Origin of the sequence: Streptomyces crystallinus (assembly GCF_039521265.1) — a bacterium.
Taxonomy (GTDB): Bacteria; Actinomycetota; Actinomycetes; order Streptomycetales; family Streptomycetaceae; genus Streptomyces; species Streptomyces crystallinus.
On the sequence record NZ_BAAACA010000005.1, the window covers coordinates 133,937 to 148,913 of the forward strand.

Below are 14,977 nucleotides of genomic sequence, written 5' to 3' on the forward strand. Positions count from 1 at the left end.
CGTACGGAACTGCGAGGTCCGATTGTGAATCCTGCCGAGAATGTCGCTGCTCGTCCCCTACGTCCGTATGGGACCTGGGCGGCGCGCGCGGGCCTCGCCCTGCTGCCCTTCGCCTCCCTCGGGCTGCTGTGCCCGGTGCCGTCGCTGGTCATCGCCGTGCGGCGGCACCGGAGCGCCGACTGGGTCGCCTTCGCGGTCTTCAGCGCGGTGTGGGTGTCCTGGGTGATCCAGCTGGCGACCACCCCGGACACCACCCATGGCATGCGGTTCGCGGCCGATGTGCTGCTCCTCGGGCTGTCCACGGCCGGAGCGGCCGCGCACGCCTGGAAGGCGTGGCCGACGGCCCGGCAGTCCCCGAACGACGAGAACGGCAAGAGCGCGTGAAGCAGGTCAAGCAGGTACGTCAGGCCCAGGCGGCGAAGGCCGCCCGGGAGGAGCAGGACAAGCAGGGCAGATACGCGCGGTACCGGCTGAGGTTCGCCCGGCTCACCGCGTTCGCGCGGGCCCACCGGCGCGAGGTCTGGATCGCCGTGGGCGTGGCGGCGGCGCTCGTGCTCGCCGCGGTCCTGGTCCCGCTGCTGGACAAGGACGACAAGCCGGGGCCGCCGGACCCGCGGGCCCGGCAGTACAAGAACGTGGACGCCTGTCTGCTCACCGGGGACAAGGGCGTCACCGAGGGCACCGAGGGCGCGCCGGTCTGGGCGGGCCTCCAGGACGCCTCGCAGACCACCCACGCCCGGGTCAACTTCGTCCCGGTGACGGGCGAGCAGACCGCCGCCAACGCCACCCCGTTCGTCAACAGCCTCATCCAGCGCTCCTGCGACGTCGTCGTGGCGGTCGGCAAGGCCCCGGTGGCCGCGGCCGAGGCGGCGGCCAAGGCGCACCCCAAGGTCCGCTTCGTGGTGGTCGGCGGGCAGGCCGCGGCGGGCAATGTGACGGCCGTGAAGCAGGGGGACGGAGTGCGTGAGGATGTCGCCCGCGCGGTGAAGCAGGGCGTCAATACACCCGGATAGCCCGGAATTTGGTGTTCCGCGCCGCATGGACATGGCAAAGAAATGCTAAAGGATCAAGGGGTGGAAGCAACCCTTCCAAAAACGTGAGGCACGATCACGAGGCTTTGTCTTCTGTAAGCCTCGCGTAAGTAAAGGCTGCCTCAATGCGTGCTCGATGGGCTCGAACATCCCGTCTGTTGTTCCCACCCGGTAGTCCCGGGCGCCGCAGGACCAGGAGAGTCGCTCTCCTGGTCCTGTTGGCTTTCTCCTTCATGCTCACCACGGAGACGGCGGAGGCCACGGGGGCGACGCTGCCCCGGCTGTCGATGCCCAGGTGGTCCCTGTCCGGTCTGTGGGAGTGGGCGAACAAGTCCCCGCTGGACACCCCGGACCAGCAGAGCGGTACGGCCAAGGGCAAGAGCCACACCGCCGCCGCCAAGCAGACCCGGGCCAAGGGCGGCAACGGCCACAGACCCGGCAAGGGCAAGGGCGAGCTCGACGAGTACCGCAGACCCGAGGACAAGGCCGAGCTGACCAGGACCGGCAAGGCGGCCGGCGGCGCCAAGAGCTTCGACGCGCGCACCAGCAGGCGCGACGCCAAGAAGTCGACGGCGACCTCGGACTTCTTCACCAACGCCGACGGTTCCACCACGGTGCGCCACTACACCGGCCGCTCCAACTTCAAGGGCGCCGACGGCAGCTGGAAGCAGATCGACACCAAGCTGCGCGAGGAGAAGGGCGGCCGGCTGGTCGAGAACGCCAACTCGCTCGGCGTCGCCTTCGCGCCGGACGCCGCCGCCCCCGAGCTCGCCTCGGTGGGCTTCGGCTCCGGGCGCTCGCTGGCGTACGGACTGCACGGCGCCGCCAAGAGCGAGCCGGTGGTCGACGGCGACTCCACCGCCACGTACAAGAACGTCCTCAAGGACACCGACCTCAAGCTCTCGCCGCTGACCGAGGGGTTCAAGGAGCGGATCGTCCTGCGGTCGAAGGACGCGCCGACCTCCTGGGTCTTCCCGCTGAGGACCGAGGGGCTCACCCCGAAGGTCGCCGAGAACGGCGACGTGGTGTTCACCGACGCCGACGGCAAGGTGACGGCGACCGTGCCGCACGCCTTCATGGAGGACTCGAAGATCGACCCGCGCTCGGGCGACGCCGCCCAGTCCCGCGCGGTCAGCTATGAGCTCACCACCCTGGACGGCAAGCCCGCGCTGCGGATGACCGCCGACCGCACCTGGCTGAACGATCCGAAGCGGGTCTTCCCGGTCACCGTCGACCCGACGGTGACGGCCAGCAACTCGACCTACACCCAGAACACCATCGGCGGGGACCACTCCACCGAGAACATGATCAAGGTGGGGTCCTACGACTCGGGCACCAACAAGGCGAACTCCTTCCTCCAGTTCTCCTCGCTGGGCACCACGCTGGCCGGCCAGAAGGTCACCGCCGCGACCCTGAACGTGTACGCGATCTGGTCCTCGACCTGCACCGCCGAGCCGTTCAACGTCCACCCGGTCACCCAGGCCTGGACGCCGTCCACGGTCACCAGCTACCCCGGCCCGACCTATGGCGCGGCCATCGGCTCGGCGACCGTGGCGCCCGGCGCGTCCTGCTCCAACTCCTCCAGTTCCACGAGCGTGGGCGTGAAGATGCCCGTGCCGCTCAACACCAGCTGGTTCAACACGGTCGCGGGCGGCGGTGCCAACTACGGCCTCGCGATGACCGCGATCACCAGTGACATGCTGCACTGGAAGAAGTTCCACTCGGACAACTCCACCACCGCGGGCTTCCGCCCGGCGCTGGACCTGACCTACACGGCGAACGTCGCCCCGCAGGTCAACGCCCAGTTCCCGCCGGCCAACTACCAGGCCAACACGCTCCGCCCGGAGCTCACGGTCTACGCGACCGACGCGGACAAGGGCCCGAGCCCGCTGTCGTACTCCTTCGACGTCTTCGACGCGGACTCCGCCAGCCAGACCGCCGTGGTCAGCTCCGGCACCCTGACCAAGGGCGCCTGGGCGATCCCGGCCGGCAAGCTCCAGTGGAGCAAGAACTACCTGTGGTTCGCCACGGTGAGCGACGGCACCAACTCGGTCACCTACGACAGCCGGTTCACCACCGCCGTGCCGCAGCCGCCGGTGACCTCGGGCCTGTCCCAGAACACCGACGGCCATGAGTTCGACCCGAGCGACGGCAACTACACCACCGACGACACCGACGCGGACGTCGAGGTCACCGGGCCGTCCCTGTCGATCGAGCGCTCCTACAACAGCCTCGACCCGCGCCAGGACAGCGCGTTCGGCGCGGGCTGGGCGACCATCGCGGACATGAAGGCCGCCGAGGTCAAGGACGGCTCCGGCGCCATCACCAGCGTGGTGATCACCTACCCCGGCGGTGAGCAGGTCGCCTTCGGCCGCAACAGCGACGGCACCTTCGTGCCCCCGCTGGGCCGCTACGCCCGCTTCCAGACCGTCACCGGTGGCGGCTACACGCTGGTCGACAAGGACTTCACCACCTACTCCTTCACCCAGGCCACGGCCCGGGCCGGGGTGTACGCGATCAAGTCCATCACGGACTTCGCAAACCGTGGCGAAACGTTTTTCTACACCGGCAACCAGCTGACCAAGATCACGAACACCACGTCCAACCGTTCGCTGAGCCTCAGCTGGCAGACCCCCGCGGGCGCCACCGCCGCGCACGTCGCCACGGTCGCCACCGACCCGTCCGACCCCAGCGACGCCAACACCGCGCAGACCTGGAAGTACGGCTACACCGGTGACCAGCTCACCTCGGTCTGCCCGCCCGCGGACTGGACCAAGTGCATCACCTACGGCTACGCCACCGGCAACCACTACCGCACCACGGTCCTGGACGAGGACCCGTTCGCGTACTGGCGCCTCGGCGAGGCGGCCGGTGACGGGGTGGCCAAGGACGCGGTCGACCTCAACCAGGGCAAGTACAACGGCATCTACCACAACGTGACCACCGGCGGCACGGGCGTGCTCGCCGGGTCCACCCAGCCCACGGCGTCGTTCAACGGCACCAGCAGCTATGTGGAGATACCCAGCGCCCCGGGCGCGACCCCCTCGTACGCCTCGGTCTCGCTCTGGTTCAAGACCTCCCAGGCGGGCGGTGTCCTCTTCTACTACGGCGACAAGCCGCTGAGCGACCCCGACCCGGTGGGCACCACGACCCACAACACCCCGGCGGTCTACGTCGGCACCGACGGCAAGCTGCACGGCTGCTTCGCCTCGTCGCCCGGCTGCAACACCACGATCGTCTCCGCCGCCGCCGTCAATGACAACAAGTGGCACCAGGCCGTCCTCACCGGCGCCGCCACCACCATGTCGCTCTACCTCGACGGCGTCGCCCAGGGCACCAAGTCCGGCACCATCAACGACTGGGCGCAGCCCTATCTGACGCTGGGCGCCGGTGTGAACACCGACGGCTGGCCGAACATGAACGCGGCCGACCCGCTCGGCCACTTCAGTGGCCAGCTCGCCGAGGCGGCGATCTACTCCGAGCCGCTGAGCCAGGACGTCATCACCGCGCAGTACCAGGCGGCGACCCGGCCGGCCGGACTGCTCAACAAGATCACCACGCCGAACGGCAAGACCCAGAGCTCCGTCACCTACTCCACCGCCGACGACACCGTCACCCAGGCCGTGGACGGCGACGGCGGCACCTGGAAGCTCAACCCGGCCACCGTCACCGGCTCCTCGCAGGTCTACCGCTCCTCGGTGATGGGCGCCGCCCCCTCCGGGTACTGGCGTCTCGGTGACGTCCAGGGCGCGGCCCAGGCCGCCAACGAGGTGCACACCGGGCTCGGCACGTACAACACGGTCACCCAGGGCGCGGAGGGTCCGTTCGGGCCCGACGACGCGACGGCGGTGGACTTCGACGGCTCCACCTCGTTCGCCGAGCTGCCCTACGCCCCGCTGCACCGCTCCGGCAACCGGGCGATCGAGCTGTGGTTCCGCACCGCCAAGCCCGGTGTGATCGCGGCCGACCAGGCCCGGGTCCCCAACGACCCGGCGGGCGCGGGCGCGGCCTACTCACCGCTGATGTACGTGGGCGCGGACGGCAAGCTGCGCGGCCACTGGTGGAGCGCCAGCGGCAGCGGCACGACCGACTTCGGCTCCAAGGCGACGGTCACCGACAACGCCTGGCACCACGCGGTCCTCTCGGCGTCCGGCACCACCCAGACGCTCTACCTGGACGGTGAGAAGCAGGCCGACTACACCGGCGCCGCCGCCGACCAGACGACCACCCGCACCTTCCTGGGCGCGGGCTTCACCAAGGGCTGGATCAGCTCGCCCTCCGACGTCAGCTACTTCGACGGCTCGCTCGCCGAGGTCGCGTTCTACGACGCGCCGCTGACCGAGGACGAGGTCGGCCGCCACTACTCGGCCGCCAAGTCGTCGACGGGCACCGCCCCGGTCCGCACGGTCAAGCTGACCGACCCGACCGACAAGAAGCTGACCTACGTGTACGACGCGGAGCTCGGCAACCGCCTGCTCGCGGCGGTCGACACCAACGGGCAGCGCACCACCTACGGCTACGACACCTCGGGCTTCCTGCACACGGTGACGGACGCCAACGGAAACCGCTCGGTGACCGGCCACGACGTGCGCGGCAACACGGTCTCCACGACCAGCTGCCAGAACACGGCGGCCAACACCTGCGCCACCGAGTACTACACGTACTACCCGGACGCGACCACGCTCTTCCCGACGATGGACGCGCGCAACGACCTGATGCTCACCGAGCGCGACGGCCGTTCCTCCGGACCCACCGACAACACCTACCTCACCAGCTACAGCTATGACACGGCCGGGAACATCACCTCGGTGACCACCCCGCCGGTGCCGGGTTCGCCCGCGGGCCGTACCGCGTCCACCACCTACACCACGGCGACCACGGTGGCGGCCGAGGGCGGCACCAACTACACCCCGGCCGGTCTGGTGGCCTCGGTGCGCACGCCCGGCGGGCGCACCACCTCGTACAGCTACTTCAAGAACGGCGACCTGGCGCAGATCACCGACGCCAACGGCGCCTCGGTGAAGTACACGTACGACAACCTGGGCCGCCAGATCACCAAGACCGAGATCTCCGACTCCTACCCGGCGGGTCTGACGACCACGCTGGCGTACGACAAGGACGACCAGGTCATCTCGGAGATCAGCCCGAAGGTCACCAACCGGGTCACCGGCGCGGTGCACCAGGCCAAGTCGACGACCGTCTACGACCCGGACGGCAACGTCCAGTCCCAGACGGTCGCGGACGCCACCGGCGGTGACGCCTCGCGGGTCACCTCGATGACGTACGACGCCTACAACCGGGTCGCGACCCGGACGGACCCGGGCGGCGACGTCACGGCGTTCGAGTACGACGTCTACGGCAACAAGGTCAAGGAGACGGACCCGGTCGGGAACGTCAACGAGTACACCTTCGACGCCGAGGGCAGGCCGCTCACCACCAGCCTGCTCAACTACACCGGTGACCCCAACAGCCCCTCCGCTCCCACCAAGCTGGTGCAGGAGTCGCGGGCCTACGACCCGGCCGGACGTCTCGCGTCGATCACCGACGCGATGGGCTGGGTGACCGAGTACACCTACACCGACGACGGCCTCTCGGCGACCGTGGTCCGCAGGGACCCGCAGAACAACAAGTCGTTCACCGAGCAGGCCAACACCTACGACGCCGCGGGCAACCTCACCAAGCAGGTCACCAACGACGGCACCACGACCACCTCGTTCATGGTGGACGCGGCCGACCGTACGACGTCGACGACGATGGACCCGGGCGGCCTGGCCCGGACCAACAAGGTCAGCTACGACCCGGACGACAACGTCGTGTCCGAGACGGACTACGACCCGACCGGCGACACCAGCACCACCGACACGCGCTACGACGCGCTCGGCAACGTCACCGGCACGGTCGTCCACGACGGCACCACCGCGCCGGTGGGCCGCTGGAAGCTGAACGAGACCAGCGGCACCAACGCGGCGGACTCCTCGGGCGGCAACAACAAGGTCACCTTCGGCTCCGGCGTCACCCGCTCCACCGAGCAGGGCGGCAGCGCGGTCTTCGACGGCACCGCGAACGCGTACGGCCAGGGCACAGGACCGGCCGTCAACACCAACGGCAGCTTCTCCGTCTCGACCTGGGTGAAGCTGGCCGACACCACCGCCAACCACACGTTCGTCTCGCAGGACGGCAAGGCCGACCACGGCTTCCAGCTGTACTACTCGACGGCGTACGGCTGGTCCTTCAACCGCACCTCCGGCGATGTCGCGAGCCCCACGCTGGCCCGCGCCACCTCCGGTACGGCGGCGGTCACGGCCAACACCTGGACGCATCTGACGGGTGTCTACGACGCCACGGCCGGGGAGATCCGGCTGTACGTCAACGGCGCGCTGAAGGCGACCACCCCCTACAGCGGCTCCTGGGAAGCCACCGGCCCGCTCCAGATCGGCCGCCGTATGTCCGCGGGCACGCAGGGCGAGTACCACAAGGGCTCCCTCGCCGACGTCCAGGTCTACGGCGAGGCGCTGACCGCCACGCAGGTCTCCGGCGTGTACGGCAAGACGCTGCCCGCCACGGGCAGCTCGGTCCGCACCACCAGCTGGAAGCTCGACCAGCGCGGCATGCCGCTCTCGACGACCGACGCCAACGGTGTCACCACCGACTACGGCTACGACGAGTCGGGCCAGCAGACCAGCGTCACCGAGCCGGCGGTCAACGCCGAGCAGAACGGCGGCACCCCGTCGTCGGTCCGCCCGGTCACGCTCACCGGCTACAACACCTTCGGCGAGCAGACCGAGACCTCGGACCCGCTCGGCAACGTCACGGTGACCGCCTACGACGGGGAGGGCCAGGAGGCGTCCACCACGCTTCCCGACTACACCCCGCCGGGCGCCACGGCGCCGATCAAGTCGGTGTCCTGGAACGAGTACAACCACCTCGGCCAGGTCTCCGCGGAGGTCGACCCGCTGGGCAACCGCACCGAGTACACCTACACCCAGCTGGGCGACCTGGCGTCGGTGAAGGAGCCGGGCGGCGACACCACCAAGTACACCTACGACACCAACGGCGACCAGCTCTCGGCGACGCGTCCCAACGGCGCACGCCAGGAGGCGACCTTCGACTACCTGGGCCGCGAGCTCACCAACACGGACATCGTCCGCCAGCCCACCCAGCGGGCGTTCACGGCGATCAACTACTACGACGCGCCGGGCCAGCAGCTGTCCAAGGTGGTCAGCCCCACCGGGGTGAGCCAGTCCTACGGGTACAACGCGCTCGGCGAGGTCACGTCCACCACGGACGGGGCGAACAACACGACGCGGTTCACGTACGATCAGGACGGTCAGATGCTGACGTCCACGGATCCGGACGGGACGAGCACCAAGAACACGTACGACGGGTTCGGCAGGCTCACCGCGATCAGTGACCTGGACGCCACCGGCGCCGTGCTGCGCACCTCCAGCTCCACCTACGACCGGATGGGCAATCCGCTCACCACGAAGGACTTCCGCGGGCACACCACCACGTTCACGGTGGACCCGACGGGTCTGGTCACCCAGGCGGTGCAGCCGGTCTCCGCGACCGAGTCCATCACCACGTCCTTCGGATACGACGCCGCGGGCAACGCGACCCGGTTCACCGACGGCCGCGGCAACGCCTTCATCAAGACCTACAACTCGTGGGGTCTGCCCGAGGCGCAGATCGAGCCGTCGACCCCGGCCCACCCGGCGGCGGCCGACCGCACCTTCACCACGGTGTACGACGCCAACGGCCGGGTGAAGGAGCAGCGCTCGCCCGGCGGCGTCAACGTCACCAACGAGTACGACGCCAAGAGCCGGCTCACCCGGCAGACCGGCACCGGCGCCGAGGCCGCGACCGTCGATCACAGCTACAGCTATGACGCGGACGACCGGCTGGTGGCGGTGACCGGGACCGACTCGGACACCGGAAAGGACACCTTCGGCTACGACGACCGCGGCCAGCTGCTGTCGACCACGGGCCCCTCGGGCAGTTCCTCCTTCGCCTACAACGGCGACGGCGGACTGACCTCGCGCACCGACGCCTCGGGCACGTCCACCTACGGCTATGACAGCGCGGGTCGGCTCTCCACGGTCAACGACGCGGTCACCGGGTCGACGCTGACCTACGGCTACGACGTCAACAGCAACGTCAAGTCGATCGACTACGGCACCGGCAAGGCCAAGCGGGCCTTCGGCTACGACGCCCTGGAGCAGCTCAAGTCGGACACCCTGACCTCCCCGACCGGCAAGACCCTTGCCTCGGTGAGCTACGGGTACGACGAGAACGGCAACGAGACGTCGAAGACGACGACCGGGGTCGCGGGCGCCTCCGCCAACACGTACACCTACGACTGGGCGAACCGCCTGTCGTCCTGGAACAACGGGACGACGACGGAGAGCTACGGCTACGACGCCTCCGGCAACCGGACGCGCGTGGGCGGTGACACCTACACCTACGACGCCCGCAACGAGCTCACCTCCGACGGGCACAACACGTACACCTACTCGGCCCGCGGCACGATGAGCACGACCACGGACGAGGCCGGCAAGCAGACCGACGTGAAGGCCGACGCCTTCAACCGGGTGATCAGTGAGGGGGACCGCACCTACACGTACGACGGTCTGGACCGGGTGCTCAGCGCGAGCGACCCCGGCACGGGACCGGTGTTCAGCTTCCAGTACAGCGGCGCCGGCAACGACGTCGCCTCGGACGGCTCGTCCACCTACAGCCGCGACGCCGACGGCTCGCTGCTCGGGGTCAGGAGCGGCACGCAGTCGGCGCTGGCCATGACCGATCTGCACAGCGACGTCATCGCCCAGTTCACGGCGTCCGGGGAGGCGCTGACCGGCTCGACGACGTACTCGCCCTTCGGTGAGGTGCTGCAGACCTCGACGATGCTGGGCCGGCTGGGCTACCAGTCCGGCTGGACCGACCCGGAGACCGCCAAGGTCAACATGGCGGCCCGCTGGTACTCGCCGCAGACCGGCCAGTTCAACAGCCGCGACACGGTGAACCTGGACGCGCTGCCGGACTCGGTCGGCGCCAACAAGTTCGCCTACGGCGACCAGAACCCGATGACCATGACCGACCCGACCGGTCACTGGAGCTTCGGCGGCGCCTGGAAGAAGTTCAAGAAGAAGGTCAAGCACGTCGCCAAGTCCGCTTGGCACAAGACCAAGAAGGCCGTCAAGCACGTCGCCAAGGCCGTCAAGAAGGCCGCGAAGAAGATCAAGAAGGCCGTCAAGAAGGCGGTCCACAAGATCAAGCACGCGGTCCGCAAGGCGGTCCACTACGTCCATGACGCCGTCAAGAGGGTCAAGAGATACGTCAAGAGGACCTACAAGCGCGTCAAGAAGTACGTCCACAAGGTCGTCCGGCACGTCAAGCGGGCCGTCAAGGCGGTCGCCAAGGCCGTCAAGCACGTGGCGCACAAGGTCGTCAGGGCGGCGAAGAAGGTCGGCAGAGCCGTCAAGAAGGCGGCCAAGGCGACAGCCAACTTCGTCAAGCAACACGCCTCGACGATCGCCTCCGTGGCCACCGGCATCGCGGTGTTCGCCGGATGCACGGCACTGACGGCGGGCGCCGGAGCCATCGGGTGCGCCGCTCTCGCCGGAGCGGCGGCCAACGCCGTCGGCTATGCCATGAGTGACGGGCCCAAGACCCTGAACGGGTTCCTGGGAGCCGCGGCGCTCGGCGCGGTCACCGGTGTCATCGGTGGTGCGGCGGGCGGTCTCGCGGCCGGCGCCGCGAGCCGGCTGCTCGGCGGTATCGCCAGCAACGCGATCCGCGGCGGCATCCAGGGCGCGGTCGGCGGCATGGCCGAAGGCGCCGCCAGCTACGGCGTCACCTGCGGCGTGAGCGAGGAGGGCTGCAGCGTCAGCGGCGTGGCCAAGGCCACCGCGATCGGCGCGGCCACCGGCGGGATCTTCGGTGCCGCGGCGGGCAAGATGAGCAAGGGCGCCTGCCACAGCTTCACCGGTGCCACGTCCGTGGTGCTGGCCGGCGGCGCGACCAAGGCCATCAGCCAGGTGAAGGTCGGGGACTACGTCCTGACCGCCGAGCCCGGCAAGACCGGCAAGAAGGGGCAGGAGGCGCACCGCGTCACCGAGCTCCATGTCACCACCCACGACCGCGACTTCGTCGCGGTGACCATCGCGACGAAGGAAGGCTCCAAGACCCTCCACACCACCGCCCTGCACCAGATCTACAACGCCACCACCGGCGAGTGGACGCGGGCGCAGGACCTCAAGGCGGGAGACCGGGTCCAGACGGCCGACGGCTCGGACGCGCGGGTCACCCAGGCCCGTGGCTACAGCGACCACCAGGTCACCTACGACCTCACGGTCGACGGGCTGCACACGTACTACGTGGTCGCCGGTGACGCCGAGCTCCTGGTCCACAACTGCAACCCCGAGCTGCGGGACCGCGCGATCGAGATCAACAAGGCCCTCGACGACGGCACCAAGGCGGGCAAGCGGGCGGTCAAGAACGGCACGGTCGCGATCATCCGGGCGAACCGCGGTACCGCGGAGAAGCCCGACTACGTGGACGTGGTCGCCGCCAACGGCGACGGTCTGTCGCAGGCGCAGCGCAACATGCTGCGCGACGGCGAGGAGGCCGCGGTCAACAACCCGAACCTCCACGCCGAGACCAACGCCATGGAACACATCGACAAGAACGGCTGGACTAAGGTGGACGGCGGTGTGAGCCGGAACGTCTGCCCGTTCTGCGAGAACGCCATCCGCAGTGCCGACGGTCATGTGGGCGGTCCCACGCTGTGGCGACAGCGCGTGGTGTTCATGCTGGACGGCGCCGTCCGGCAGCGGTATCCGTACGGACACCGGGGCTTCTCGTTCAGGAGTGACTGTGGGTGTGGCTGAGGTTCTCAACTCGCTGAGTGACGGCGAATCCGACCAGGTGGCCCGGCTGGCCGTCGCCCGGTTCGCCCCACTCGCCCTGTTGGACGTCTCCGCCTGGTGGAACCGGGCGGTGCCCTCGGGGTACCGCCCGGCCGTCGGGGCGGCCCAGGGGTGGGCGGCCACCCCGCCGTCCCCCCGGGACGTCGCCGCGCTGGAGAGCCTCGTCGACGAGGCGCTGGACACGGTGGACGAGACCCCGACCGGGGAGGCGTACTACCCGTACCAGGCGGCCGCGATCCTGAGCCACTGCGCCTGGGGTCTCGGGGGCAACCCGGGCGGCAAGTTCCTCGCCCGGCTGCGGGAGGAGGTCGACCGCTACGCCGGTCACGTCGACTGGCAGCTGGGCCGCAGCAGGATCCCCACCCGGGAGCCCGGTTGGTTCCGCTCGCGCGAGGAGCAGCTGTGGCTGCGCGCGGCCCGGCTCGGCGACGAGGCGGAGTACGCGTCGATGGCGGCGCTCTCGCAGGAGATCGCCCAGGAGTACGCGCACGCCGTCACGCGCGCCCTGTCCGAGGAGGCGACGGCCGACTACGTGCTGGTCGTCGACGACGCGGTCAAGGACGCCTATGTACGGGCGGGCGCCACCGCACCGGCCGGGGTACGGGTCGCCGTCGGCGACTCTGTGCACCTGCCGGGCATGGACGACGCGGACCGGACGTACTTCGAGAACCCCGCCTTCGTCTGTGTCTGGGGCGGCGACGGGGAGTACGTGGCGGGGCTGCTGCGCCGGGCGGGCGCCGACCGGGTGCTCGTCGACCCGCGGCGGGCGGACGGCTCGGTCGTCGAGGGCCGGGCGTTCGTCGCGGCCCCGGTCCCCACCGGCGAGCCCTGGTGATCGGGTCCGGCCCCGCCCAGCGGCGGGGCCGGGCGTGAAACGAGTGGTGCCCGGACCCCTTGTGGGGGTCCGGGCACCTTTTTTCACGTCCTAGTCAGCCGCCTGACCGTTCAGAACGTGAGCTTGAAGTTGTCGATGTAGCCCGTGTCGTACCGCGCCTTGTCCTGGACCTTCAGCTTCCACGTGCCGTTGGCGACCTCCGAGGAGGCGTTCACGGTGTACGTGGTGTCGAGGTTGGCCGTCGAGCCGCCGGTGCCGGTGCTCTTCAGCGGGTACACCGAGCCGTCGGGTGCCACCAGGTCGATCTGGAGGTCGCCGATGTAGGTGTGGACGATCTTGACGCCGACCTTGAGGGTGCTGGGCGCGTTGCCCGTGACGCCGGAGACGGTGACCGACGAGGTGACCGCCGCTCCGGGGGAGTCCGGGATGTTGACGTTGGTGCCGTTCTCGAAGACCTTGCCGCCCGGGTCGGTGCCGCCGTGGCGGGCGCCGACCGCGATGGCCGCCCACGCGTCGGTGATGTTGTTGACCTCGGCGCTGCCGGCCCCGTACAGCTCGGTCGCCGCGGCGATCGTGCCGTCGCGGGCGCCCTTGTAGTCGGTGGACGAGTTGAACTTGGTGGTGAGCGCCTTGTACCAGATCAGCTGGGCCTTGTCGCGGCCGATGCCGGTGACCGGCAGGCCGTCTGAGGTCGGCGAGTTGTAGGTCACGCCGTTGATGACCTTGGTGCCGCTGCCCTCGGAGGCCAGGTAGAACCAGTGGTTCGCCGGGCCCGAGGAGTAGTGGACGTCCAGGTTGCCGATGCCGGAGTACCAGCTGTCCTTGGAGCCGCCGTCCTTGCTCGGCTTGTCCATGTAGCGCAGCGGGGTGCCGTCGCCGTTGATGTTGATCTTCTCGCCGATGAGGTAGTCACCGGGGTCGGACGCGTTGTTGGCGTAGAACTCCACCGCGGTGCCGAAGATGTCCGAGGTCGCCTCGTTGAGGCCGCCGGACTCGCCGCTGTACTCCAGGCCCGCCGTGTTGGAGGTGACGCCGTGCGTCATCTCGTGGCCGGCCACGTCCAGCGAGGTCAGCGGGTCGTTGTTGCCCGAGCCGTCGCCGTACGTCATGCAGAAGCAGCTGTCGTCCCAGAACGCGTTGACGTACGCGTTGCCGTAGTGGACGCGGGAGTACGCGCCGACGCCGTCGCCCTTGATGCCGCTGCGGCCGAAGACGTTCTTGTAGAAGTCCCAGGTCTGCCCGGCGCCGTAGGCGGCGTCGGCGCCCGCGGTGGCGGCGTTGGAGTTGGTGCCGTCGCCCCAGGTGTCATTGGTCTGGGTGAACAGGCTGCCGGTGCCGGACGAGCCGTGGTTCAGGTTGTACGTCTTGTGGCCGCCGCGCCCGCCGTCGGTCAGCGTGTAGTTCGAGCCCGACTGCGTGGTGCCGAGGGTGACCTGGCCGCTGTAGTGGGTGTTGCCGACACCGGTCTCGATGCCCTGCCACTGGTACAGCTTGGCGCCGGTCGCCGCGTCCGTGATGACGTGCAGCTGGTTCGGGGTGCCGTCGTCCTGAAGACCGCCGACGACCGTCTCGTACGCGAGGGTCGGCGTGCCCTTGGCCATCCAGACGACCTTGCGCGGGGCGCGGTCGGCGGTCGCCTTCTTGGCGCCCTTGTCGGCGGCGGCCGCGAGGGCCTGCTTCTGCGCGCCGGCCGGGCCCTGCTTGGCGGTGGTGGCGATGTTCTTCAGCTCGGCGCGGTTGGCCTTGAGGACGGCCTGGGTCCGGCCGCTGGTGGCCGTGTCGACGACGAGGTCGCCGCCGAGGACCGGCAGACCGGCGTAGGTGCGCTCGTACCGCGTGTGGGTGGTGCCGTTCTGGTCCTTGGTCACATCGCGGACGACGAGCTTCTCCTGCGCGCCGAGGCCGAGGCTCTTGGCGGTCTCCGCCGTCTTGTCGCCGGCCTGGCGTATGAGCTCGGCCCGCTGCGAGGGCGAGAGCTTGGCGGGCAGAGCGCCCGGGTTGCGTACGGCCTGCGCCTTGAGGGCGTTGGCGGACGCGGAGTCGTCGGGGCGTGCGCTGGCGCTACCGGCCTGGACTCCGACGGTGAGCATGGCGGCTGCGGAGAGCAGTGCGGCGGTGGCGGTGGCACGACGACGGTGCGTGGATCTCACGCGAACTCCTTCTGCGAGGGGGGTACCGGCGGCTGG

Annotated in this window: 5 protein-coding genes; 4 read left to right on the top strand and 1 reads right to left on the bottom strand. The window is 69.6% G+C overall.

Features of this window, described 5'->3' with window-relative positions:
- Nucleotides 1-24: 24 nt before the first annotated feature.
- The 4 genes from ABD236_RS03545 (at nt 25) to ABD236_RS03560 (ending at nt 12,791) form a co-directional block, all read left to right on the top strand.
- Nucleotides 25-384, top strand: a complete 360-nt coding sequence (locus ABD236_RS03545; protein WP_344069965.1) for a hypothetical protein — start codon at nt 25-27, stop codon at nt 382-384.
- Entirely contained in the window at nt 381-1,013 is a 633-nt protein-coding gene (locus ABD236_RS03550; protein WP_344069967.1) for a type 1 periplasmic-binding domain-containing protein, read from the top strand. The genes ABD236_RS03545 and ABD236_RS03550 overlap by 4 nt, the downstream gene beginning before the upstream one ends.
- Nucleotides 1,014-1,249: 236 nt before the next feature.
- Complete coding sequence (locus ABD236_RS03555) at nt 1,250-11,917, top strand: LamG-like jellyroll fold domain-containing protein (protein WP_344069969.1); 10,668 nt, start codon at nt 1,250-1,252, stop codon at nt 11,915-11,917.
- Nucleotides 11,910-12,791, top strand: a complete 882-nt coding sequence (locus tag ABD236_RS03560; RefSeq protein ID WP_344069971.1) for a hypothetical protein — start codon at nt 11,910-11,912, stop codon at nt 12,789-12,791. Before ABD236_RS03555 ends, ABD236_RS03560 begins: the two co-directional genes overlap by 8 nt.
- Before the next feature lie 110 nt (nt 12,792-12,901).
- Here the strand turns inward: ABD236_RS03560 and ABD236_RS03565 are convergent, their stop codons facing one another.
- Nucleotides 12,902-14,941 (bottom strand): M4 family metallopeptidase, encoded by a 2,040-nt coding sequence (locus tag ABD236_RS03565; RefSeq protein WP_344069973.1) that lies wholly within the window; start codon nt 14,939-14,941, stop codon nt 12,902-12,904.
- Between the last annotated feature and the right edge of the window lie 36 nt (nt 14,942-14,977).